Source organism: Streptococcus anginosus, from assembly GCF_900636475.1.
GTDB classification, from domain to species: domain Bacteria; phylum Bacillota; class Bacilli; order Lactobacillales; family Streptococcaceae; genus Streptococcus; species Streptococcus anginosus.
Map to the genome: position 1 here is coordinate 1,325,473 of NZ_LR134283.1, position 24,137 is coordinate 1,349,609.

A 24,137-nucleotide genomic window follows, 5' to 3' on the forward strand; every position below is an offset into this window, starting at 1 on the left:
ATAAAAGAAAGTGCTTTTATGACCAGATTCCATTTGTGGAAACGATTACTATATGATATACTTATTTTATAAATGTAACAGATTTGTGTTACTAGAAAGATACAAGAGGAAAAAACATGGTTGTTAAAACTGTTGTCGAAGCACAGGATATTTTTGACAAAGCCTGGGAAGGCTTCAAAGGGGAAGATTGGCGCGAAAAAGCTAGCGTATCTCGTTTTGTACAGGCAAACTACACTCCTTATGACGGAGATGAAAGTTTCTTAGCTGGTCCAACTGAACGCTCTCTTCACATTAAAAAAATTATCGAAGATACAAAAGCACATTATGAAGAAACACGTTTCCCAATGGATACACGTGCTACTTCAATCGCTGATATTCCAGCTGGATATATTGACAAAGATAATGAATTGATTTATGGTATCCAAAATGATGAATTGTTCAAATTGAACTTCATGCCAAAAGGTGGTATCCGTATGGCGGAAACTGCTTTGAAGGAACATGGCTATGAACCAGATCCTAAGATGCATGAAATCTTCACAAAATACGTAACAACTGTAAATGACGGTATTTTCCGTGCCTACACAACAAATATCCGTCGTGCACGTCACGCACACACTGTAACAGGTTTGCCAGATGCTTATTCACGTGGACGTATCATTGGTGTTTACGCACGTCTTGCTCTTTACGGTGCAGATTACTTGATGGCAGAAAAAGTCGAAGATTGGAATGCTTTGACAGACATTGATGAAGAAACTATTCGTCTTCGCGAAGAAGTCAACCTTCAATACCAATCATTGAAAGAAGTCGTTCGCCTAGGTGACCTTTACGGTCTTGATGTTCGTAGACCTGCTATGAACGTAAAAGAAGCTATTCAATGGGTGAATATCGCTTTCATGGCTGTCTGCCGTGTCGTAAATGGTGCCGCTACTTCACTTGGACGTGTGCCAATCGTTCTTGACATTTATGCAGAACGCGACCTTGCCCGTGGTACTTTCACAGAATCAGAAATCCAAGAATTTGTTGATGACTTCGTCTTGAAACTTCGTACTGTAAAATTTGCTCGTACAAAAGCATACGATCAACTCTACTCAGGTGACCCAACCTTCATCACAACGTCTATGGCGGGTATGGGAAATGATGGTCGTCACCGTGTGACAAAAATGGACTACCGTTTCTTGAATACATTGGACAATATCGGTAACTCACCAGAGCCAAACTTGACAGTTCTTTGGACAGATAAATTACCATATGCATTCCGTCATTACTGCATGCACATGAGTCACAAACACTCTTCTATTCAATATGAAGGTGTGACTACAATGGCTAAAGATGGTTACGGTGAAATGAGCTGTATTTCATGCTGTGTGTCTCCGCTTGACCCAGAAAATGAAGAACAACGCCACAACATCCAATACTTCGGTGCTCGTGTAAACGTCCTTAAAGCTCTCTTGACTGGTTTGAACGGTGGTTACGACGATGTTCACAAAGACTACAAGGTATTTGATATTGACCCTATCCGCGACGAAGTACTTGAATTTGAGTCTGTTAAAGCAAACTTTGAAAAATCACTTGATTGGTTGACAGACACTTATGTAGATGCTTTGAACATCATTCACTACATGACAGACAAGTACAACTACGAAGCTGTTCAAATGGCCTTTTTGCCTACACATCAACGTGCTAACATGGGATTTGGTATCTGTGGATTTGCCAATACTGTTGATACATTAGCTGCTATCAAATATGCTACTGTTAAACCAATTCGCGATGAAAATGGCTACATTTACGACTATGAAACAACTGGTGACTACCCACGTTGGGGTGAAGACGACCCTCGCTCAAACGAATTGGCCGAATGGTTGATTGAAGCCTACACAACTCGTCTTCGTAGCCACAGACTTTACAAGAACGCTGAAGCAACTGTATCACTCTTGACGATCACTTCAAACGTTGCTTACTCTAAACAAACTGGTAACTCTCCAGTTCACAAAGGGGTTTATCTCAATGAAGACGGCAGTGTTAACTTGTCTAAATTGGAATTCTTCTCACCAGGTGCAAACCCTTCTAACAAAGCTCGTGGTGGTTGGTTGCAAAATCTCAACTCACTAGCCAGCCTTGACTTTGGCTATGCAGCAGACGGTATTTCATTGACGACACAAGTTTCACCTCGTGCTCTTGGTAAAACGCGCGAAGAACAGGTAGATAACTTGGTAACGATTCTTGACGGTTACTTTGAAAATGGTGGTCAACACGTCAACTTGAACGTTATGGATCTTAAAGATGTCTATGATAAGATTATGAATGGTGAAGATGTTATCGTTCGTATCTCAGGTTACTGTGTCAATACCAAATACCTTACTAAAGAACAAAAAACTGAATTGACTCAACGTGTCTTCCACGAAGTGCTTTCAATGGATGATGCCCTTAGCTAATTCAATTCTATTCTCAAAAACCAGTTGGAAATTCCAGCTGGTTTTCTTCTTTTTTATGCTATAATAGAGGTATTGTTAGTTAAAAGAAAAGGGTGTACAGATGGTGGAGAAAAGAGATATAGAAAGGGAAGACAAATTTAATCTGACTGTTGATGTCCTGATGTTAGCAGGTACGCTTCTGCTTCAAAGTGGTTCTGAAATTTATCGGGTTGAAGATACCATGATTCGGATTGCTCATTCTCAAGGAATTATGAATTGTAATGCACTCGCAATGCCAGTTGCCATTTTCTTTTCAATTGAAAACACCAATATTTCGCGTATGAAACGGATTACTCACTCAAATTATAATATTGAAAAAGTATGTGATGTCAATCAAGTATCACGTGAACTGGTTAGTGGAGATATCACTCTTGAAGAAGCGTTTGAGAAATTAGCCCAGCTAAAAAAGAAAAAAACGCCTTATACAAATAAACAGCTAACGCTAGCTGCTACTATTAGTGCCCCTTTTTTCTCTATCATGTTTGGTGGCAATCTCTATGATGCACTCGGAGCTGCTCTTGCGACCTTCTTTGGCTTTGCCTTTTCTCTTTCGGTCAATAAATACGTGCGCATTCCTTTTGTCACAGCTTTTGCCGGAGCTTTTATTTTTGGTCTGCTGGCACAGATCTGGGCGCGCTATTCTGGCTTTCCTTCCAGTGCGGACTTAATCATCGCTGGTGCTGTCATGCCTTTTGTTCCCGGTATTGCTCTGACCAATGCCGTGCGTGATTTGATGACCAATCATCTCAACTCCGGAATGAGCAAAATCTTTGAAACGCTGTTGATCACTTTGGCACTCGGAGCTGGCACTTCCGTAGCTCTCGTCTTAATGAAATAAAAGGTGAATCCATTGACTGTCTTACTACAAGCTGCAGCAAGTTTTCTTGCAATTGTAATGTTCTTAATCGTTTTAAATGTTCAAAAAAGCATGCTCATTCCAGGAGGAATCCTTGGAATGTTCATCTGGCTTTTGTATTATGTATTAAAAGGTCCAACAAATGTGATTATTGCTACGTTTATCGCAGCTATTATCGGATCTTGCATTAGTCAAGTGTTGAGCATTCTCTACAAAACGCCTGCGGTCGTCTTTATCTTGGCTATTTTGGCTCCTCTGGTTCCGGGCTACCTTTCCTATCGTACAACCGCCTTTTTTGTCACTGGAGATTATAGTCATGCTATGGTTAATGCTACCTTGGTAGTGATTTTAGCCTTGGTCATTTCAATTGGAATGGCAAGTGGCACGGTGGTGCTCAGACTCTACCATTATCTGCAAAAACACCGTTCTTCGTAATTCAACAAGAACAACTAAACTGTCTAAAGCCCTTCTTATCTTAAGATGGCTTTTTTCTCAGTTTCCACTTGAATTATGATAAAATGGAATAGAATAAGTTTGATATCAAACCGAAAAATATATAGAGGTAATGATGAACATTGGAATTGATAAAATTGGCTTTGCGACAGCCAATTACGTATTAAAATTAGAAAATTTGGCAGAAGCGCGTAACATTGACCCGGAAAAACTAAGCAAGGGACTTTTACTAAAAGAAATCAGTGTCGCCCCAGTCACAGAAGATATTGTAACCATGGGGGCGAGTGCAGCAGCATCTATTTTGACCAACGAAGATAAACAGGCTATTGACATGGTGATTGTGGCCAGTGAATCTGGAATTGACCAAAGCAAGGCTTCTGCTGTTTTTATTCATGGTTTGCTTGGAATTCAGCCATTTGCGCGTAGTTTTGAAATGAAAGAAGCATGCTATAGTGCTACTGCCGCACTGGATTATGCAAAACTACACGTTGAAAAACATCCAGACTCAAAGGTCTTGGTCATCGCTAGTGACATTGCCAAATACGGGATTGGAACACCGGGCGAGCCAACACAAGGCGCCGGTTCGATAGCTATGCTCATCACTAGTCATCCACGAATTCTAGCCTTCAATGAGGACAATGTCGCTCAAACACGAGACATCATGGACTTTTGGCGACCAAACTATTCGACAACGCCGTTTGTCAATGGCATGTATTCTACGCAACAGTATTTAGATAGTCTAAAAACAACTTGGGCAGAGTACCAAAAGCACAATCAAGTGTCCTTAAAAGATTTTGCAGCAGTTTGCTTCCATTTGCCTTATCCTAAATTAGCTTTAAAGGGTATGAAAAAGATTATGGATAAGAGTTTGCCAATTGAGCAGCAAGAGCAACTACAAGCGAATTTTGAGCAATCCATTCTTTACAGCCAAAAGGTAGGGAATATCTACACGGGCTCCCTCTTTTTAGGTCTCCTTTCCCTACTTGAAAATAGTACGACACTCAAAGCAGGTGACCGCATTGCGCTCTTTAGCTACGGAAGTGGAGCTGTATCAGAAATCTTTAGTGGGCAGCTCGTAGCAGGCTTTGAGCAACAGCTTGAAACCAATCGTATGGAAAAACTTGACAGCCGAACGCCTCTGAGCATTCCAGATTATGAGAAGGTATTTTTTGAAGAAGCAAAACTAGATGAAAATGGCTCTGCTAGCTTCACAGGCTATGAAAATCAAGACTTTGCCTTAGCAAAAATCGTAGAACACCAACGTACATACATCAAGGTGGAAAAATAATATGAAGATAAGTTGGACGGGCTTTTCAAAAAAATCGCTTCAAGAACGTTTGCAAATTTTAAAAGACTATCACTTACTAAACGAGGATAATCAAACAAACCTTGAGCATAATCACATGCTCCCTCTATCAACAGCTAACCAAATGAGCGAAAATGTTTTGGCGACATTTGCTCTGCCCTACTCTTTCGTTCCTGATGTTGTGGTAGACGAGCAAGTTTATCAGGTACCTTTCGTAACAGAAGAGCCCTCTGTCGTTGCGGCTGCCAGCTTTGCAGCAAAAATTATTAAGCGCTCTGGGGGCTTCAAAACGACTATTCACAATCGCCAAATGATTGGACAAGTTGCTCTCTATCAAGTAGCAAATATCGAAGTAGCTATAAAAAATATCCAAAACCACAAGCAAAAATTGCTAGAGCTGGCCAATCAAGCACACCCATCAATTGTCAACCGCGGAGGTGGTGCGCGTGATTTACGTGTAGAATGGCTAAATGACGAAGCTGAATTTTTAGTCGTTTATCTAACAGTTGACACCCAAGAAGCTATGGGCGCCAATATTCTCAATACCATGCTAGAAGCGTTGAAAACACCATTAGAAGAGTTGACTGACGGTGAAAGCCTGATGGCAATTCTATCAAATTATGCAACAGAAGCCTTGGTAACTGCCACCTGTGAAATTGATATTCGTTTTCTCAGTCGAAATAAATCAGAAGCCATTGACATTGCTAAAAAAATCGTGCTAGCAAGCCAATTTGCCAAGCAAGACCCATATCGTGCCAGCACCCACAATAAAGGCATTTTCAACGGAATTGACGCTGTCGTATTAGCAACAGGAAATGATTGGCGAGCGATTGAAGCAGGCGCGCATGCCTACGCTAGTAGAAATGGTTCCTATCAAGGATTAACTACTTGGTCAATCAAGGAAGCCACTCAAACGCTCTGCGGAGAGATTACTCTTCCTCTTCCCATTGCTACAAAAGGGGGCTCCATTGGGCTCAACCCTACGGTGGAAGTTAGCTTCGATTTGCTAAAACAACCAACCGCCAAAGAGTTAGCCAGTATTATTGCGTCTATCGGCTTAGCGCAAAATTTTGCAGCTCTAAAAGCGCTGGTCAGCACCGGTATTCAGCACGGTCACATGAAGCTACAAGCCAAATCTCTAGCTCTTTTAGCAGGAGCTAAGGATACAGAAATCGCTCCTCTGGTTTCTCAGCTCATTTCTGAGAAACATTTTAGTCTCAAAAGAGCACAAGAAATTTTAGAAAACATTCGTCAAAAATCATAGAAAAAAAGAATCCGATAAGTGAAAAAACTCATCGGATTTCGTTATTTAGTTGACCTTGTGCTTCTCGCAAACGTCTATACAAAAGATAAGGCACTTGTCTTAGCTCTCTCAAATTTTGGCAACCAAGTGCACACATAATCAAGCACAAATCTTCTTTCCAACTGTTTACAATCGTGATGACTTCATCCACCGAATGCGTTTCAATCAATTCTAACATGGTGCGTGAAAGTCCTACAGCCTTAGCTCCTAACACAAAAGCCTTCACCATATCAAGCGGCTGCCGTACGCCACCACTCACCAAAATATCCATTTTATCCATCATCGGCTGAGCATTTAGTAAGGCTTGGAGTGTCGATTGCCCCCAATCATTGAGATAGTCTCGATTGCCACCGCGCCTGTTTTCAATATAGGCGAAGCTCGTTCCGCCACGACCAGAAAGATCAACCGTTCGAATACCGAGGTCATAAGCAGTTTCGATCGTTGCCAAATCCATACCAAAGCCAACCTCTTTCAACACTACCGGGACTGTGCTTTGCTCAGCATAATCTTTTAAATGTGATCGCCAAGTTTTAAAAGAGCGTTCTCCTTCTGGCATGAGCAATTCTTGCATGAGATTGACATGCACTTGCAAAAAAAGAGGGTGAAGGTCTGTGATTGCCTGCTGCCCTAAGGAATACGGCTTATCCAGTCCAATATTCGTTGCAAGGAGCAGGTTTGGCTTATCTTGCTTGACAGTATATGAGTCATCTGTTGGATTATTCAAGGCAGCACTGTAAGAGCCTGTGACAAAAAGAATACCGCAAGCTTCTGCAACTTGTGCCAAGCGCTGATTGATGCCCTTCCCTTTCTCACTTCCACCTGTCATAGCATTGATGTAAAACGGAAATTCCCAATCTCTGCCTGCAAACTGCGTCGTCAAATCAATCTCGTCCAAATCATACTTAGGAAGCGAGCAATGAATAAGCTCCATGTCATCAAAACTATTATAAGGCGAATCGTACTCAAGCGCATATCTTATGTGTTCGTCTTTGCGATTTTTATTCATCCATTCCCCACCTTTCCTTATATAAAAGGTCAATTCCTGCCCCCCGCCAACGTTCCACTAAGATTTGACTATCTGTCTCGCTAAATGACAATGCTATGCCGCAGTCACCACCGCCAGCACCGCTACTCTTTGCCACACAGTCCAATCCTTGACTGGCTCTTTTTAAAGCTCTCAGTTTTTCATTGTAAATAGCGGGGCTAAGTTCCGCCAATAGGTGGCTAACCTTTTCTAGGCTTTCTTTCATAATTTCTTTCTCACCAGCAAGCAGCGCCTTCTCCAGTCGAAGAACTTCTTCTTGTGTTTGTGTTAGAAAACTGGATGAAATTGCTGATTTGACCTGATTGATAAGATCTCTAGAAATAGCTGGTTCTTTTGTCCAGCCTACAAAAAAATCAAATGTAAGTTGTGGTTGGATTCTCCGAATGACAGTTCCCCAATCCTGAGCTAATATACTTTCTAAGGGCGACTCATTGATCTGCTCCGCTATTCTTTTGCGGTCAAAAGATTGGTAATAAATCAAATCTTCATAAGCGATACAAGCCACATCTCCCATTGAGCCATTGTCCCCACGTTTAAGAAGGACATAGGCTGCCAGCTTAAAGGTTTCCTCAGCAGATAACGCCAGACCATACAAGGCCGTTATTGCTCGTATGGTTAAAACTACGACACTCCCACTAGAGCCAAGACCAAATTTTTTTCCATCTTGCTCCATTTTTCCAGTAATGGTTAAGAAAAAGGGACGTAGTGAAATGGATCGACTTTGTAAAAACTCATTCATAACAGCAACTGTATCCTGAATGAGACTGTACTCATCATCAGGTGTCAAATCCACAGTATGGTCAAACATATCTGAAAACAACTGATAACGTTCAGAAAAATGAATTTTTCCCGTCATATAAATCGGAATATTTTTCAGAATCGCGCCTTGTCCCGCTGTCAATACAGAGTATTCCCCTGCCAAATACAATTTCCCGCATGTTCTTACTGTTTTAGTCATCTGGCAATTCCTTCGTTTTAGAGACAATGAGGCGGTATTTTTCTGCAAATATCGGCACCAAATGCTCCAAATCTTCTTCCAAACACAGCACTTTTACATTTGGTCCTGCATCCATAGTGAAATAACAACGCTCTCCTTGACTGCGTAATTGTTTGATGAAGTCCATTGCTTCATAGCTTTTTTCGGTCAGGTAAGAAAACGCTGGCGTTGCTGTCTGAGTGGTAGCATGCATGGCAAGCGCATTTTTTTCTGTTAATTCTCCCACCTTAGCAAAATCATTGTTAGACAAATAAGTCAACATGGCTTTATAATCTTCTTCGGACTGTCTCACCCAATCACTAAATGTCGTGGAGGTTTCTGCACAGCGTTTCATTCCCTCACGACTTGAAATCGGCTTTTTCTGATCATACAAAACCAGCATTATCATCGCTAATTTCAAATCTGTCTTTACTGGATAAATCTCTCCGCTATCCTTGTCCCAAGCTGCAATCGGTCCATAAAAACTCCGTGAGGAAGACCCAGAAGCTAATTTTGCTTTTTGTGCTTGCTCTTTTGTGGACAAGTGCAATTCAAAAAAGTCATTACAAGCCTTAACAAGCGCAGACAAACCGCTTGAACTAGATGAAAGCCCCGCTGCTGTCGGCATATTATTTTTTGTATCAATTCGTACAAAACCAGCTCCTTGAGGACGAAAACGATCTACAATATTGCTCATTTTTTTATGTTCAGCTTGATCTTGCAGAACACCATTGATGTAAAATTCATCTGACTGGGCACTCACTGGTAAGCTAGACAGAGTTGTTTCTGTGTACATATTTTCCAAGGTCAAAGAAATACTGCTCGTTGCAGGAATTATCTTGACAGTATCTTTCTTACCCCAATATTTGATAATGGCAATATTGGCATAAGACCGCACCTTTACAGACTTTCGATCCATGTGTTTACCGCTCCTTTCTCCCTCAATAAATCAGCCAAACTGACAGCCTTTTCTTTGCTCGCCACTAGAGCGATAATGCAGCCACCTAGACCACCACCACTCATTTTCGCACCAAGCGCTCCATTTTCTTGCGCTGTGGCAACAAGTCGATCGGCGTCAGGGCAACTCACGCCTAGATTTTTTAAGCTGAGATGAGCTTCTGACATGGCTATCCCGATTCTCTCTAAATCTTTTACTTTCAAAGCTTCTTCAACTTCATTGGTTAATTTTCCAAGCTGATGAAGATGTGGCAAAGCGGTCATTCCGAGTTGCTCAACTTCTTGGATAGCTTCCCGTGTATGCCCATAAATCCCTGTGTCTGCAATCACAAGATAGGCTCCGAGATTCGTCTCAAATTCTGAAAAACCAACATTTTTGATGAATTTAATAGCACGATCGCTCAAGCAAGTCTTAGCATCTAAACCACTCGGATTCATGTGGGCAATCATCTCTGCCCGATTGGCTAAAATCTCCAGAGTTTCCCTATCCAAGTCCTGTTCATAATAATCAAAAACAGCTCGAATCGCAGCAATACTCACTGCCGCAGAAGAACCCATTCCGCGTTTTTCAGGCACCATGGACTCAATCTCACAGCGAATATAAGCCTCTTGCACCCCTAGAAATTCCAAAGAAGCAAAAACCGCCATAGAAAGGGTATCTTCCTCATACAAAATCCACGCATGATCTGATGGCAAAATGCGACCAGTCACTTCAATATTAGTTAAAGGTAGAGCCAAAGCAGGGTAGCCATAGACAACGGCATGCTCCCCTATCAAAATAATCTTACTATGTGCCCGACCAACACCTACTTTTTTTGTCATAGTCTCTCTCTACATCACAATACTTCATCTATTATTTTAATATAATTCATAGAAAAAAGCGATCGTTAGTAGTCAATTCCTTTTATATTCCAAACTAATTTATTTCAACTTTTAAAACAGCGAAAAAGAGCAGGAAATCCAGCTCTTATCCTAACTGTCTTCATTTTACAGATTTTGTTTAATCAAATCCATGAGCTCATTGCGGTCTAAAATCCACTGCGCACGTTCGTCTTTCTCATACGTTCGGTTGGAAAGGAAGATGACCGCTTTCTGCTGTAAACGATTAAACATAATAAACGTTCCAGTATAGCCTGTGTGCTGCAACCACTCTTTGTCTAAATCCCAAGCAAGACTGCGTGTTTTTCCAATCTCCTTTGAGAAATTTTTTGTCAAAGTTGCTACAAAGTCATCCTGTAAATAATGCTCCAAAAAGAGCTCCAAATCCCGAACTGTAGAAAACAAGCCTGCACTACCAGCATGTCTGCCCAACACATGCGCTTTGGGGTCATGTACAACTCCCGCCTTTACACCGCGAACCGTTGGCACCGCTTGCGCAACAGGTCCAAACGCTGTTTCTTTCATACCCCAAGGCTGAAAAATTTTCCGCTCAAAAATGTCACTCAAAGAAGAATGAAAAATTTCTTCTACCATAAAACCCAGCAACAAAAAATTTACATCAGTATAACGAAAATGCTTGTTATCAAGCACTTTCAAATGATTTAGCGCCTCTTTCAATTCGACCGCATTGAGTGCATCTCGATTGGGGATAAAGGGATCTAGCCCTGATGTGTGAGTAGCCAACTGACCTACCGTGACAGAATTGTCATGAAAAGCGGGATAATATTGTGTTAGCGGTGCATCTAAATCTAGTTTTTCCTCATGGAATAGAACAGCCAAAATCGTTCCGACACCCACAACCTTACTGACACTCGCTAAGTCATAGACCAGTCCTGCTTGAGTCTTCTCACCTCGCTCAGGATTGCTCTCACCAAGATAATATTCTTGCCACTCTCCACGAGTATACAAAGCTAAGCTAGCTCCAGGATAGATTTGTTGTGCTATCTGTTCTCCGACTTTTGAGAGCATCTTGCTTGAACTCATACTGCTTCAATCCAAACTTCAATTTGGCTCTCATCTTTGGTCAGGAAAAATTTGCCCGATTTAGGTATAAAATTTTCTCTTCCTTGAAATAAATCACGCAATGCTTCCACATCGAATTGCTCAACTGTAAATTTAATCATTGCCAAATCCCAAGTTTGAGTACTCTCCGTCAGCAAATCTGGTCCGCTTGCTGGTGAGAATGTTAGAATAGACTGATTTCCTAGCCATTCCTGATAAAAAGTGACTGCTTTTTCCTTATCTGGAGCATTGATATGAATCTGCTCTATAGTAAATTGACTGAGCCCAACAAAATCCTCTAGTGGCGCAAATGCTGGTGCAATCATCACTCTCTGCAAGGTTGTCCAATCTTCCTCGCTATGCAGTAAAAACGTATCTCCTTCCGGCGAAGTTGCTTCAAAAGCATAGCCATTATCACCTTGGTAAAGATAATCAACTTTGCTGCCACGCGCTAAAAGTGCTTCAATTTCTCGTGAATCGGCTACTTTAATAACAATTTTCGCTAATTTCTTAGTCCCAACAACTTTGCGAGTGCGCATACTGGGCGACTCCTCTAGCTGCAATTTTTCAACTTTTGTCTGATCTCCAAGGCTGACAAAAGCTCCTTCCTCTAGCAAATTTTTCATTCCTAAAGTTTGACAATAAAAGGCAAGATTGTTTTTTCGATTATTGATTTTTAATACTGGTATCGTATTTACAATTTTATTTGTCGAACACATAAATTCCTCCAAGCCTTTCTATTTTAAATAATTTTTGTGTATTTTACAAATATTTATGTAAAAATAGAAAAAATTGTACTATTACTGATAAATATTTTGTGCCACTACTAGCTCATTTGCCGACTCAAATTCATATTGAAGGTAAGACTGATAAGTTCCCGGCGCAATAATCCCACGCATATCTAAAATGGCTGTTCCAGCCTGTCCGATAATGCTATCGGCTAGCAGACAACAATTAGTAGACAGGATAAAATAAGTCTTAAAACGACTTGTTTTAAACTTATATAAACGAGTATTCAACTCATGCTTCAATTTATAAGCATACGTGTGCTTACCATCTTTCAAATCCGCTGGTGGATCCCACACTTCCAACAACTCATCAATCTCAGCCAATCGTTTCTCCACAGCTAGCTTTTGCTCGTCTGTCAAAGATAGCCCATAACCAAACAAGGTTTTTTTGCTTTCTTCTTTGCACAAGTCAATATAAGCGTCTTTATCTACTTTAAACAAGACACCATCTCCAATCGTGCCGAATAAACGCTCTGAAAAAACATCATAACTGCCATAAGAAATAACTTTTCCTTGATAGCAAATATCAACATGCCCAATCATCCCAAAAAGATTCTGGTCTGACGTATGGATCAGCACCTCTAAGTCAACGGGCTTTTCCTCGCCTCGGACACTACTATAAACCTTTTGCGGTTTTCTTTTCTCACCTTGTAAAAAACGATTAAAGCGATTCAGTTGCTCTGCTGGAAAAAAGGCAGCGATAATGATAGGCATGTTAATCCGAATACGGCGTCGAAGTTGTTTTTTCTCCACATCGGTGTTGAACATAAGACCGTCTCGAACGTTAGAAAACCCCAGTAATATCAGATAAATACCAACAATCAAAAATTGCATCCTACCGTCCGTGCTAGGAGAAAAGACAGTTGTCAGTCCAATCCCGCCATAAAGCAAGGTATCAAAAAGATAATGAAAACCACCTTTTAACTTATTCTGCCGATAAAGAAGATATGTAATAACATAGATTGCCGCTGTACACAGCTGATAACAGCCCAATATAATAATGACAATATTGACTGGCAGATTGCTGGCACGGTTAAGAAAGCCAACAACTAGCCCCACCAAAACATGGAGGAGAGCAGAACCAAGACTGATGCGATTTTTCTTCACTAAGAAACGGAAAAAAAGATTGATAACTCCGACAAATAAAAAGTAAATGACCAATAAATCTAGGGCAAATTTTGTAAAATCAAGACCGTTTGCAATAATAATAACGCCAAAAAGAATCGCCAAAATACCGAACAATAGAGTCCGTCTCCCACTTAGTTTATCTAATTCCATTTCATCTCTCCCAAACAAAAGGTAGGAATGAGACAAAAATTGCTACTTTGCAAAAAATCAGTTTTGCTGTCTCACTCCCATTACTGTTGTTATCCTTACTCTTTAGTATAGCATTTTATATTAGCAAGCGCCTAGTCACTTATCCATTTTTTCGCTCAATCTTATCTCTTCGTTATCAAAAAACGGCTCGTAACGAACCGTTTCTTTTTTGACAACTTACCCATAAATCATCTTGTAAAGTGCTACTGCAGCAATACCGGCAAGAATTGGAGATACGACTGGCACCCAAGCATACCACCATTTTGAATCTCCTTTATGCTCACCAAGAACTGATTTTGGAAGAAGGAAATGAAGAATACGTGGGCCTAAGTCACGTGCAGGGTTCAAACCTGGACCTGTAGGACCACCAAGTGACGTTACCAATGCCATGACAAGGAAACCAAGTGCTAAGTGGGCAACAGCAAGTCCGGCATTGATGTGAGAACCAATTGCAACTTTTCCTTGGATTTGAGTAGCATCCACTCCACGAGTAGCAGCATATTTAACAACTTCTGCACCAAAATAGTTTTTGGTCATGGCCATTGCTGCAAAGAACAAGATAAATGAACCAATAAATTCATTGACAAAACCATTTATCATAGAAGCAGCATGTGATTTCTTGCTTCCGTCATCCGTATTTACAATAGTTGAGAATGAACCCAAAATCGCATTAGGATTTGTTGTTTGCAAATAGTAAGGGCGGTGACTTGCTACTACTAACGCTTGTCCAAATATCGCTCCCAATAATTGTGCAATAATGTAAGGCGCAACTTGTGCCCAAGGGAAGTATCCGCTAATCGCAAGTCCTAGTGTGAATGCAGGATTGATATGATTCCCTGATACATTTCCAAACATAAGAGCAGGAATCATAACCCCCATACCATAACCAACTGCAATCACCAACCAGCCACTTTGATGACCCTTTGTTCCCTTTAATTCAACGTTGGCAACAGCCCCGTTCCCCAAAATAATGAGAATTGCCGTTCCAAGAAATTCTGTGATATATTTCACAGTCCATGTGACATCCATTTTTATTCTCCTCTTTAATTAAAAAAATTTTAGACAAATCCTATTTTATCAGTTACAATGGATAATGTAAAGGTTATTTTTTGACAAAGTGTAAAAAAGGAGTAAAAATATGCGCTATAATCAGTATAGTTATACACCAGAAACAAACAAAAAAATGCTGGCTGAAATGGAAAGCATTGGATTTTCTTTCCACCCAGAGTATTCTGATAAAGAAAATTTAGAGACTTTTGTACGTAGAACTTTTTTTAATTATAAAAATACAGACTATGCTTTAAAGTCTTTGGTTGCCAATTCAAATACAGACTTACTCAGCTTTTTTACGTCCAAGCAAGAATTGACAGCAGAGATTTTTTATACGATTGCTTTTCAATTACTGGAATTTGTGCCCTTTGTTGACTTTGATGATGTAGAAACATTCCGCAAGGACATAAACTTTCCCATTACCTATGGAAATCTACTCAAAAATCTCTATCAATTGCTCAACACACGCACCAAAAACGGCAATCTCTTGATTGATAAACTAGTGAGCGACGGCTTGATCCCTGAAGACAATACCTACCACTATTTCAATGGTAAAAGTCTTGCGACCTTTACTAGCCATAATGCTATCCGCGAAGTGGTCTATGTGGAATCGCGCGTGGATACCGACGAAGATGGGCTGCCTGATTTGATTAAGGTCAGCATCATTCGTCCTCATTTTGATGGACAAATTCCTGCTGTCATGACTGCTAGCCCTTATCACCAAGGAACCAACGACAAAGCCAGCGACAAAGCACTTTATAACATGAATGTGAATTTGGTTAAAAAAGAGGCCGGAAAAATCACCGTCCATGACTCTGAAGTTTGCTTGGTTGAACCACAAGGTCAAGCAGTATTGGTGGAGCAAGCAGAAGAAACACTCGGTCATATCGGTACTTACACGCTCAATGATTATTTACTTCCACGCGGTTTTGCTAATCTATATGTATCAGGTGTGGGAACAAAGGACTCTGAGGGGCTTATGACGAGCGGAGATTATTATCAAATTGAAGCCTATAAAAACGTTATTGATTGGCTCAATGGTCGTTGCCGTGCTTTCACAGACCATACCAGACAACGAGAAATCAAAGCCACTTGGTCCAATGGAAAGGTTGCTACGACAGGAATCTCTTACCTCGGAACTCTGTCAAATGGGCTAGCTACAACTGGCGTAGATGGTCTTGAGGTCATTATTGCTGAAGCTGGAATTTCTTCTTGGTACAATTACTATCGTGAAAATGGCTTAGTGACGAGCCCCGGTGGCTATCCCGGTGAAGATTTTGACTCTTTGACAGAATTAACTTACTCACGCAATCTTCTAGCGGGCGAACGTCTTCGTCACAATGCCGAGTATCAAAAGAACCTCAAAACATTAAAAGCAAACTTGGAGCGCGAAACGGGGGATTATAATCAATTTTGGCATGACCGCAACTATCTGATTCACGCACACAAAGTCAAAGCCGAAGTCGTCTTCACTCATGGCTCCCAAGACTGGAATGTCAAGCCGCTCAATGTTTACAACATGTTCCACGCCCTGCCACAAAACATCAAAAAGCATTTGTTTTTCCACAATGGCGCTCACGTTTACATGAACAATTGGCAATCCATTGACTTTCGTGAATCTATGAATGCACTTCTCAGCAAGAAACTGCTGGGCTACAATTTCCACTTTGAATTGCCAACTGTGATCTGGCAAGACAATAGTCAAGCACAAAGCTGGTTGTCACTAAAGAATTTCGGCAATCAAGAGCACTACACTCATTTCAATCTAGGTAGTACTACTCAAGATATTCAAAATGCTTACTCTGAGACGGACTACAAGCGTTTCAGCAAGACCTATCAAACCTTCAAAAATGAACTCTTTGACGGAAAAGTCAATCAAGTAACTGTTGACTTCACCTTAGAAAAAGACCTTTTCCTTAACGGTCCCGCTAAGCTCAATCTGCGCCTAAAATCCAGTACCGATAAAGGCTTGATTTCTGCACAGCTATTAGATCTTGGGCAAGCTAAACGCCTCACCCCAATTCCTGGCGTCCTTGCACCAAAAGTCATGGACAACGGGCGTTACTACATGCTAGATCATTTAATGGAATTGCCTTTCAAAGAGACACCGCATCGCGTTGTGACAAAAGGATTTCTCAATCTGCAAAACCGCAATAATCTGCTAACCGTCGAAGAAGTCACACCAGACCAATGGTTGGAATTTTCTTTTGAATTGCAGCCAACCATTTACAAAATGAAAATAGGCGATACACTTCGCCTCGCCCTTTACACAACCGACTTTGAGCACACCGTCCGCGATAATACCGACTATCATTTGACCATTGACCTAGCAAACTCTAGCTTAGATGTGCCAGATATGGTAAAATAAGATGTTAATGTTTGAAAATTAAGGAGAACCAAAACAATGATGAATATGCAAGACTTGTTCCATGATTTTTTAAGTCTTGTAATCGTCAGAAATGTTGATTTAAAGCCTTTCTAAATTCACTAAATCAAACTAAAATCACTTGAATTTATACCAATAAGACAAAAAATAGACAATGGCAGTATCTTCTTGATAATCCAAAAACCGCTTTACTTGTAATGAAGTAAAACGGTTTTTGTTTGGTTAATTTATTATCCATATTTCTTAACACATACTCACATGTCTGAAGCACAGAAAATTAAACAAATCTGCGAAAGAAAAACAATCCGATAGAAATGAACGATTTATCCTAGACAAACGGAACTAAATTTATATCGTTTGTTGATTTTTTATAACTATAAATAGCATACAAAGTAATTCTATAGTTTCAAAATTGACAAGTTTTACAAAAGAATATTAATTTGGTGACAGGCTTCCTTAGAAATCTCCTTTGACAAAATAATTTTTTTATCAATTTTAATAATCTCACCTGAAGTATTAATTTGAAAACTCTCATCTTGATAATTAATAAGTTCAAGCGAAACTTGTCTATCAAATCCTATCTTTTGTAACTAAATAACAATATTATCATTTGTTCCATATTCTAAATAGTTTTGCCACTCTCCTTCATCTTGTCCAGTAAGTTTTAGATAATTCATCACATAGTTTTTTACCTTAAACCTTAAAATATTCTCAACATCTTTAAGCAACTCATTAATAACATGATTTATATGATTGGCTTTATATATTGAGAACGGCTCTAAGTTAGAGGGATTATTATTAATCGGAATAGGCACTTTATTTTTTTCATGATATCTAATAGTACTGCGAATCATTAAGTTGAGAGGTTTAGACTGAATCCACTCAGACATAATAACCGAATAATATCCTAATCTTTTTTTATTTCCAAGATATCGTTTATCTTCCTCTTCAGTCCAATTATATTTTTTTGACAGCATCTCAAGTATTTCCCGACAAGTATTGGCATCATATTTTGCTTGAAAAATAAGCTTTTCTTGTTCTTGATAAATATATTCTTGGTATTTAGGTTTAATTGTAGTTGAAACCATCAAAATATCTTTAGGTACATCAATCTCCGATATTTTCTTGAAAATTTTGCTTGATTCATTATTTTTTTGAATAAATTTATCAACTAATTGCGAAGAAATATTTTTTTTACGTTGGTAAGCAAGAATTGTTGCATATTCAGCAACTTCTCGTTTATTTTTAGCTGACATACTTTTATTCGTCATCTCTTTATTCTCAAGTATATTACCAATATTTCTATAGAAATTTGCTTTACCCGATAATACCTTACTCTCAATTTTAGGCAACTCATCAAACTCCAATAATCTATGTGAAGTTAATGTCCCATCAACTCGTATAACGAATAAATTACCATAAAGCTCCTTTGATAATCTTCCCGCCCTGCCAGCTAAGTTCCAAAAATCAAGCTCTTTTAAATTAGCCTTGCCGATTTTATCACTTAAAATAAAAAGATTCTTCGCAGGGAGATTGACCCCTTGTAATAGGGTAGAAGTTGTGAAAAGAAATTTTATTATCCCTTGTTTAAATGTTTCTTCAATGCGTTTTCTAATTTCTTGTGGCAACGCACCAAAATGATAGGCTATTCCTTTCTCAACTAAATCAGCTAAATAATAATCTCCGTGAATAGTTTCTCGTATATAGTTAGACAATTCAATAAGTGTTTTATTACTACTTTTAGAAATATTCTTCGAAAAAAATTGAGCTCTTGAAACAGTATTGTGAACTGAATTACAATATATTATTGATTGTGATTCTTGAGTCATATTAATTATTAACTTTTCTAAACTATCAAATTTAGAATCAAATTCATCAAATTTTTTAGTCGGTAAAAAATCATAGTAAAATTGGACTTTATTTGCTTCAAAATCCACATAAAATTTATTTTGAACAACATTAACCTCTGTAATTTGTTTGGATTCCTCCTGAGAGTTCCCAACCAATTCAAGAAATATCTCTGGATTAGGCACATTCGGCGATGCAAAATAAAGTTTAACACTTTTCTGCTCTGCTAATGTTATTGCATGATAAAATATCGGACTACGCTCATCATCAGAAATTGTATTGTGTGCCTCATCTACAATCATTGTAGAAATAATTGGGTTAGTGTTTCCTGCAAAGTATGATACTAAGCGTTCTGGCGTAAAAACAAAAATAAATTTATTGTGCCTAAAAAGAGCTGGAATATCAGGATTACTAACAATTTTATATTCTTCATTACGTAAAGTTTTCCTTATATCCTCAACGACTTGTGTTATGAGTGCCCTAGTAGGAACAAGAAATGCAATATTTTCACTCCCATTTTTTTCCTCAATTATCCAATTAACAAACTCTGAAAATAGAAACGACTTCCCAAAAGATGTTCCAGCCGAAAAGCTATAGTGGTTAGAGTCAATTATCTCATGAAAAGCCTCATATTGTGTATCTGTAAAAAATTTGTTCTCTACAGAGGTTCTTTGAAAAATTTGCTTTATCATACGATCAACTTCAATTTCTCTATTATCAAATTGAAGTCCATTTTTCTCTAATAACGTAAGAGAAGGAAAATTGCCGAGTTTGACCATTACATTCTGGGCAAACAATTGATAAACCTCATTCTCCTTATAAAAATCATATAGCGTAGATACAATTTTAAGGGCGATGTTCTTATTTAACGCTAACTTTGACCTTGACAGGATATCTGCAAATCTCAATACATTTAAAAATTCTCTATCTGTCAAAGAAACAGCAGTTTCACTGAGCAATTCCACCCCATATTTATATTGAATTTTTTCCAAAAGTTTATATAAATAACCATCGGATATAGCTTTCTCATTAAGTTCATGAATTATTGTTTGTTTTGTCATTCTGTTATCCCCTTTGTTATCACTAGTCTTGTATTATCCAAATCAACAAATGGCATAAGATAAACATAAAAATTATTCCCAACAAGTCCTTTCGAAGTTATATGCCCTTCTATTGTAGAAATTTTTGATTTAACTATATCCGTAACAAGCCTTTTAACCCATTCTTCATACTCATCTTCAGTTTTAGTTTTTCCAGCTGTGTCATCTATCTCAAAACCAATAAAAATTCCAAAGGCATCCGATACTTTAATCACAGAATCAGCTTCATGTGGATATAAAATAATATTTATCAATTCTCTATCTTCAGAATCGCTGAATTCGTTTTCGATTTGAGAACTAATTAAGCTTTTCTCAAACTCTTTTCCCGACTTGTGAGTAGATATTGATTCAAAAGCATCTCTAAATCCCGAAATTACATCTTGATACATTTTAGCCTCTCCAAAAATAAGATGATATCTATCAGTATTAGGAACTTTCAAATAATGAATCCCATCAGATTTTTTTGTATAGTCTCCTGATGTTGTTTTTAGTGACATCTTTGATAAAATTTGAGGAGCGCCAAGACTTCCTTCAAGAAAAGTATATAAGAATAACTCACCCAGTTCACCCTTGTTAGTTGAATAATCTCTAAATTTTTGTCTTGCTTCTTTTGATAGTCGTGCCCACTGCCTATTTTTTTCATACTTTTCAATGGTTATACGAGTCAAAGAAAAGTCAATCAGTACTTCCATCAGAGTTTCTTGAATACTTAAAACATCAAATTCTCGACTATTGATTTGAGGCATAAATAACTGCATAGTTGTACTGTTTCCCTGACCAGCAAATAATTCTATACTGTCAATAAACTGAAATTTTTTTACTGCTTCAGTTGCTTTTTTAGATGGCTGCACCATTCACTAATACTCCCTATTATTCTATTGCATTAAAGGTATGGTTATTTACTTACTTATATAAACCTACTATTTTTGGACTAAAATACTAAAACTATAAAATACCTAAGTTAATTTTTCAATACCTATATAACTATTTCAACTCAATATCCAATATCTTATTAAAAATCTCAAGATACTTTTCCTCATCATCTACCAATGAAAGTTTGGCAATCAACTTAGCTACCTCATTGTCACTATCCGTAAATGCAAAAAAAGTTTGATAATCTAACTCTAAGGCTTCAATTAACTTGTTCAAAGTCTCCAATTTAATATTAGAATTTTGTCCTCTTTCAATTCTACCAAGCGCATTGACATCCATGCCCGCTTTATCAGCTAACATTTCTTGCGTTAGTTGTTTTTTTATCCTCAATTCATAAATTCGGTTAGATACACTTTTCCCTAATGACATAGCACTACTTCCTTTTCTGCTTCTATACACTAAGATTATGACTTATCAGAAACATTTTGTAGGTTTTTAGTGTATTTTTTTATTTAAAAACAATACTCTGGATACTTTTTTGTGGTAAAGTATAAGATAACTAAGTATTGTTTTAAGAAATAACAATACTTAAAATACTAAAGGAGACTTTCAAAATGAAAAAGCGAAACAAATATCTATTAACTGGTGTAACCTTTTTGGCTTCAACAACAATTCTCTTAGCCTGTTCAAATACCACCAAACCTTCCACAAATACTACTCACTCTCAAGAGAAAACTTCTTCAGCAAAAACAAAAGAAGTCAGTATCGGAAACTATTTAAACCAATCAAAGAAAACTCCTCAACTCTGGTACGAAATAGAGGGAGAAAAATCAATGGAGTTTATGTTTTTAAAGATAATAAAGTAACTTATTATGATACTTCTTATGAATCCACTACAAACACTGAAACAACTATTTCTTCTGCACAATTTAAAGCTGACTATGTTGGGAAAAACGTTTATTCGAACAGTCAACATGCTCAAGGTTTCATTGACAGTTTTTATGGAACAGATACGGCCAAAAAAATTTCTGAAGCAATGCTAACTGATATTATCAAGAAATACGATACTGAGGATGGCAATGAAGATGGAGTAATTGATGTTACGATACCAGATACTCTTATTCTTAAAAGCATTTCACCATTATCAGACAATGAAATTATTGAAAAAGCTAAAGAATTTGAAAAGGCGAACATCCATAAAAAAATTATCTTTGAAAAAGTTTCATTAGCTATAAGACAATTAACAGATGGAAAAGATACTACTTCTGCAATTAATAAATTGACAGATGTTGAAAAACAGTATAATCAAAAAATGGCTTCAGATTATCAATTAAAGATTCTACCGGATAAAGATTTTTCAGAAACTTTAGAAGAAACTCTTACAATTCCCATTAAAAAAATGACTTATGATAACGTTAGCACGTATACTTACATCATTAAAGAAGATTATTTCACCGAATATTTAAACGATTCTCAATTTGCTTCAAATACAGTAAATGGCGTAAAGTATATTGGATTCCCATCATTTGTCATAAAACAGAAAAAAGGGGGAAATGCATCTCTTACCTATGATACATATGATTTAAGACCTGATAATGTTCGAGTAACCTCAGATAGCTCTAACAATTAAGAATAACTCATAAAGGAGAAAATCATGAAAAAATTAAAAACAATCTTAATAACACTTTTATCTCTATGTTGTCTTACAGCATGTTCTGCTAGTAATCAAAGTTTAGACGGAACCTACTCTTATGAAAAAGATGGTAGTAGCATGACAATTACAATTGATGGTCGAGACGGTTCACTTAGCATTAAAGCTGGTGATGGTTCAGGCTTACTATTTGGTAAGAACAGTATCAGTACCGACTTTACTATTGATAAAAAGAAGAAAAAATTTAAGTTAGAAGGAGAAGAGTTGAATTACTCCCTCTCAGGTAACACACTAACTGTCAGTGGAGACGGTTTTGGTACTATTAAATTGAAGAAAGAATAATACAGAGCACATATAAATTAGCACTTCCGTTTTGAACGGAGGTGCTTTTTGCTATCTTCTTTTCTTGAAAAAGTCTTCAAGCGGAATGTAGTCTTGTTGATTTTTTGACGATTCTTGTACCAGAAATTGAAGATTATTTTCTATATTATCAATATGTTTTTTTGCAGATTTATCCATGAAATTCTTGTAAGTGTACAGCGTATTTTTCAAAAAATCGTGATACCAGTAATAATCACTATCAAATACCTTGGCATCCCTTGCTAATTTATAAAGATTTATTTCATTACGAGTAGTGTTCAAATCCAAAATAGAATGATGTGTCCCACGCAAATCTTGAATCTTCGAAAACTCATCTAATGTATTTTCAAAAAGATTTCCCTCAGATATATTTTCAATAAACTCATGAACCTTATCTGACATGTCTCTTAAAAGCGATTCATTATTTTTAAGAAATTCACGAAAAACTGTTTCTTTCTGAAATTGATATTCCATCTGTGTAATAACTTCATCAACAGTGAGTGGTAGCGAAGACTTTTGAATTATAATAAATAGCTGAATATAAAAATCAACAAAAATTACTTTATACAGAAGATGGTTCGAACTTTGAAAATATTGCTCCACATTAGACTTCCAAAAACTACTATCCGCCTTTAAATCAACTAATCCCCTCTGCTTTTTCGATAATGTCCTCTCTATGTCAAGTATAGTCTCCTCCATAGGGGACAGTATATCTAATGAATCTGATACACGAGGTATCCTCCGTTCTAGTTCTTTAATAGCATTTATTGATACATAATTTTTTCTACCCAATGAGACTATTTCACCATCAAGGTGTGTAATTTCAGCTAATTTTCTACCAATCCAATTTATCGATATTTCTTTATTATTGACTCCTTGAAATTGCTGAAATTCATAAACTAACGATGGCAGATAACGATGTGTGAACAAATACGCCACTTCTTTTTGTGTGTAGTAAATTTTTGATTTTATAACATCTCTATTTAGTCTTAAGATAAGCTCAATCGCTAACACTTGAACATGACATTTTAAGCATAAATCTCTAATTTCTATTTTTGATTCTAATATTTTTGAACAAATATTAACCAGTATTCCGATAGTCTTACTAAAAATTTCCCGTTCCTTTACAGTCTGTATATCATTTTTCTCTGATAGTTGAATTAAAAATTCGGTAGCAAAATATAAATCATTAGCATTATAGGTGTTACTGTTTAAAACGTCATATACGTACTTGCACTTGTCATAAACTTTTGATTGTTCCATTCGACTAAATCTGTTTTCTGTGGAAAGCATTATTTTTTGCACATCAGCAACCACCTCAGCATAATCTGTTAAATTTTGAATATTCTCACAAATGCTGTTTAAAGATATTTCTTTAATTCGTTGGTTAAATTTTAATAGCATATTATTACCTCGCTTTTTGAATAGAACACTTATATAGCAACTGATTTTGCTT

The 24,137-nt window shown here is 37.7% G+C and carries 21 protein-coding genes; 9 read left to right on the forward strand and 12 right to left on the reverse strand.

Annotated elements, in window-relative coordinates:
* Window positions 1–116: 116 nt before the first annotated feature.
* The 5 genes from pflB (at window position 117) to EL079_RS06465 (ending at window position 6,350) form a co-directional block, all read left to right on the forward strand.
* Window positions 117–2,432, forward strand: a complete 2,316-nt coding sequence (gene pflB / locus EL079_RS06445) for a formate C-acetyltransferase (protein WP_003032996.1) — start codon at window positions 117–119, stop codon at window positions 2,430–2,432.
* Between the two features lie 100 nt (window positions 2,433–2,532).
* Window positions 2,533–3,309 carry a threonine/serine exporter family protein gene (locus EL079_RS06450; protein WP_003033010.1) on the forward strand — a complete coding sequence of 259 codons (777 nt, stop codon included), beginning with the start codon at window positions 2,533–2,535 and terminating at the stop codon, window positions 3,307–3,309.
* 3 nt (window positions 3,310–3,312) lie between these two features.
* A complete protein-coding gene (locus EL079_RS06455; RefSeq protein WP_003027068.1) occupies window positions 3,313–3,762 on the forward strand; it encodes a threonine/serine exporter family protein in 450 nt (149 codons plus the stop codon).
* 133 nt (window positions 3,763–3,895) lie between these two features.
* Complete coding sequence (locus EL079_RS06460) at window positions 3,896–5,068, forward strand: hydroxymethylglutaryl-CoA synthase (protein ID WP_003032978.1); 1,173 nt, start codon at window positions 3,896–3,898, stop codon at window positions 5,066–5,068.
* Between the two features lies 1 nt (window position 5,069).
* The gene (locus EL079_RS06465) at window positions 5,070–6,350 is read left to right on the forward strand and encodes a hydroxymethylglutaryl-CoA reductase, degradative (protein WP_003027073.1); all 1,281 of its coding nucleotides are present in this window, start codon (window positions 5,070–5,072) and stop codon (window positions 6,348–6,350) included.
* 28 nt (window positions 6,351–6,378) lie between these two features.
* Here the strand turns inward: EL079_RS06465 and fni are convergent, their stop codons facing one another.
* The 8 genes from fni to gla all read right to left on the reverse strand — a co-directional run bounded on the left by fni (window position 6,379) and on the right by gla (window position 14,442).
* Window positions 6,379–7,395 (reverse strand): type 2 isopentenyl-diphosphate Delta-isomerase, encoded by a 1,017-nt coding sequence (fni, locus tag EL079_RS06470; protein ID WP_003033000.1) that lies wholly within the window; start codon window positions 7,393–7,395, stop codon window positions 6,379–6,381.
* Window positions 7,388–8,392 carry a phosphomevalonate kinase gene (locus EL079_RS06475; protein ID WP_003032967.1) on the reverse strand — a complete coding sequence of 335 codons (1,005 nt, stop codon included), beginning with the start codon at window positions 8,390–8,392 and terminating at the stop codon, window positions 7,388–7,390. Before EL079_RS06475 ends, fni begins: the two co-directional genes overlap by 8 nt.
* Window positions 8,385–9,329 carry a diphosphomevalonate decarboxylase gene (gene mvaD / locus EL079_RS06480; RefSeq protein WP_003032982.1) on the reverse strand — a complete coding sequence of 315 codons (945 nt, stop codon included), beginning with the start codon at window positions 9,327–9,329 and terminating at the stop codon, window positions 8,385–8,387. The genes EL079_RS06475 and mvaD overlap by 8 nt, the downstream gene beginning before the upstream one ends.
* The gene (gene mvk, locus EL079_RS06485) at window positions 9,311–10,189 is read right to left on the reverse strand and encodes a mevalonate kinase (protein WP_003032969.1); all 879 of its coding nucleotides are present in this window, start codon (window positions 10,187–10,189) and stop codon (window positions 9,311–9,313) included. Before mvk ends, mvaD begins: the two co-directional genes overlap by 19 nt.
* A 165-nt stretch (window positions 10,190–10,354) precedes the next feature.
* Window positions 10,355–11,290 carry a serine hydrolase domain-containing protein gene (locus EL079_RS06490; protein WP_018543678.1) on the reverse strand — a complete coding sequence of 312 codons (936 nt, stop codon included), beginning with the start codon at window positions 11,288–11,290 and terminating at the stop codon, window positions 10,355–10,357.
* Window positions 11,287–12,027, reverse strand: a complete 741-nt coding sequence (locus EL079_RS06495; RefSeq protein WP_003027094.1) for a CppA N-terminal domain-containing protein — start codon at window positions 12,025–12,027, stop codon at window positions 11,287–11,289. Before EL079_RS06495 ends, EL079_RS06490 begins: the two co-directional genes overlap by 4 nt.
* Before the next feature lie 81 nt (window positions 12,028–12,108).
* Complete coding sequence (locus EL079_RS06500; RefSeq protein ID WP_018543679.1) at window positions 12,109–13,374, reverse strand: membrane protein; 1,266 nt, start codon at window positions 13,372–13,374, stop codon at window positions 12,109–12,111.
* A 216-nt stretch (window positions 13,375–13,590) separates the two neighbouring features.
* Window positions 13,591–14,442, reverse strand: a complete 852-nt coding sequence (gene gla, locus EL079_RS06505; RefSeq protein ID WP_003033015.1) for an aquaglyceroporin Gla — start codon at window positions 14,440–14,442, stop codon at window positions 13,591–13,593.
* Between the two features lie 109 nt (window positions 14,443–14,551).
* On the opposite strand from gla, the gene EL079_RS06510 reads away from it, so the two are divergent.
* Complete coding sequence (locus tag EL079_RS06510; RefSeq protein WP_003032963.1) at window positions 14,552–16,831, forward strand: Xaa-Pro dipeptidyl-peptidase; 2,280 nt, start codon at window positions 14,552–14,554, stop codon at window positions 16,829–16,831.
* A gap of 608 nt (window positions 16,832–17,439) precedes the next feature.
* On the opposite strand, the gene EL079_RS06515 is transcribed toward EL079_RS06510, so the two are convergent.
* The 3 genes from EL079_RS06515 to EL079_RS06525 all read right to left on the reverse strand — a co-directional run bounded on the left by EL079_RS06515 (window position 17,440) and on the right by EL079_RS06525 (window position 21,099).
* Window positions 17,440–19,758, reverse strand: a complete 2,319-nt coding sequence (locus EL079_RS06515; protein WP_018543680.1) for a DEAD/DEAH box helicase — start codon at window positions 19,756–19,758, stop codon at window positions 17,440–17,442.
* Complete coding sequence (locus EL079_RS06520) at window positions 19,755–20,651, reverse strand: HamA C-terminal domain-containing protein (RefSeq protein WP_003032105.1); 897 nt, start codon at window positions 20,649–20,651, stop codon at window positions 19,755–19,757. The genes EL079_RS06515 and EL079_RS06520 overlap by 4 nt, the downstream gene beginning before the upstream one ends.
* A 130-nt stretch (window positions 20,652–20,781) precedes the next feature.
* A complete protein-coding gene (locus EL079_RS06525; protein ID WP_003032102.1) occupies window positions 20,782–21,099 on the reverse strand; it encodes a helix-turn-helix domain-containing protein in 318 nt (105 codons plus the stop codon).
* 185 nt (window positions 21,100–21,284) lie between these two features.
* On the opposite strand from EL079_RS06525, the gene EL079_RS06530 reads away from it, so the two are divergent.
* The 3 genes from EL079_RS06530 to EL079_RS06540 all read left to right on the forward strand — a co-directional run bounded on the left by EL079_RS06530 (window position 21,285) and on the right by EL079_RS06540 (window position 22,663).
* On the forward strand, window positions 21,285–21,536 hold the full coding sequence (locus EL079_RS06530) for a hypothetical protein (RefSeq protein WP_003032094.1): 252 nt from the start codon (window positions 21,285–21,287) through the stop codon (window positions 21,534–21,536).
* A 170-nt stretch (window positions 21,537–21,706) separates the two neighbouring features.
* Entirely contained in the window at window positions 21,707–22,300 is a 594-nt protein-coding gene (locus EL079_RS06535) for a hypothetical protein (protein ID WP_018543682.1), read from the forward strand.
* A 24-nt stretch (window positions 22,301–22,324) separates the two neighbouring features.
* On the forward strand, window positions 22,325–22,663 hold the full coding sequence (locus EL079_RS06540) for a hypothetical protein (RefSeq protein WP_003032085.1): 339 nt from the start codon (window positions 22,325–22,327) through the stop codon (window positions 22,661–22,663).
* Window positions 22,664–22,714: 51 nt separating this feature from the next.
* Here EL079_RS06540 and EL079_RS06545 read toward each other — a convergent pair whose 3' ends face one another.
* Window positions 22,715–24,085: a hypothetical protein gene (locus EL079_RS06545; protein ID WP_003032108.1), complete on the reverse strand. Its 1,371-nt coding sequence runs from the start codon at window positions 24,083–24,085 to the stop codon at window positions 22,715–22,717.
* Window positions 24,086–24,137 lie beyond the last annotated feature (52 nt).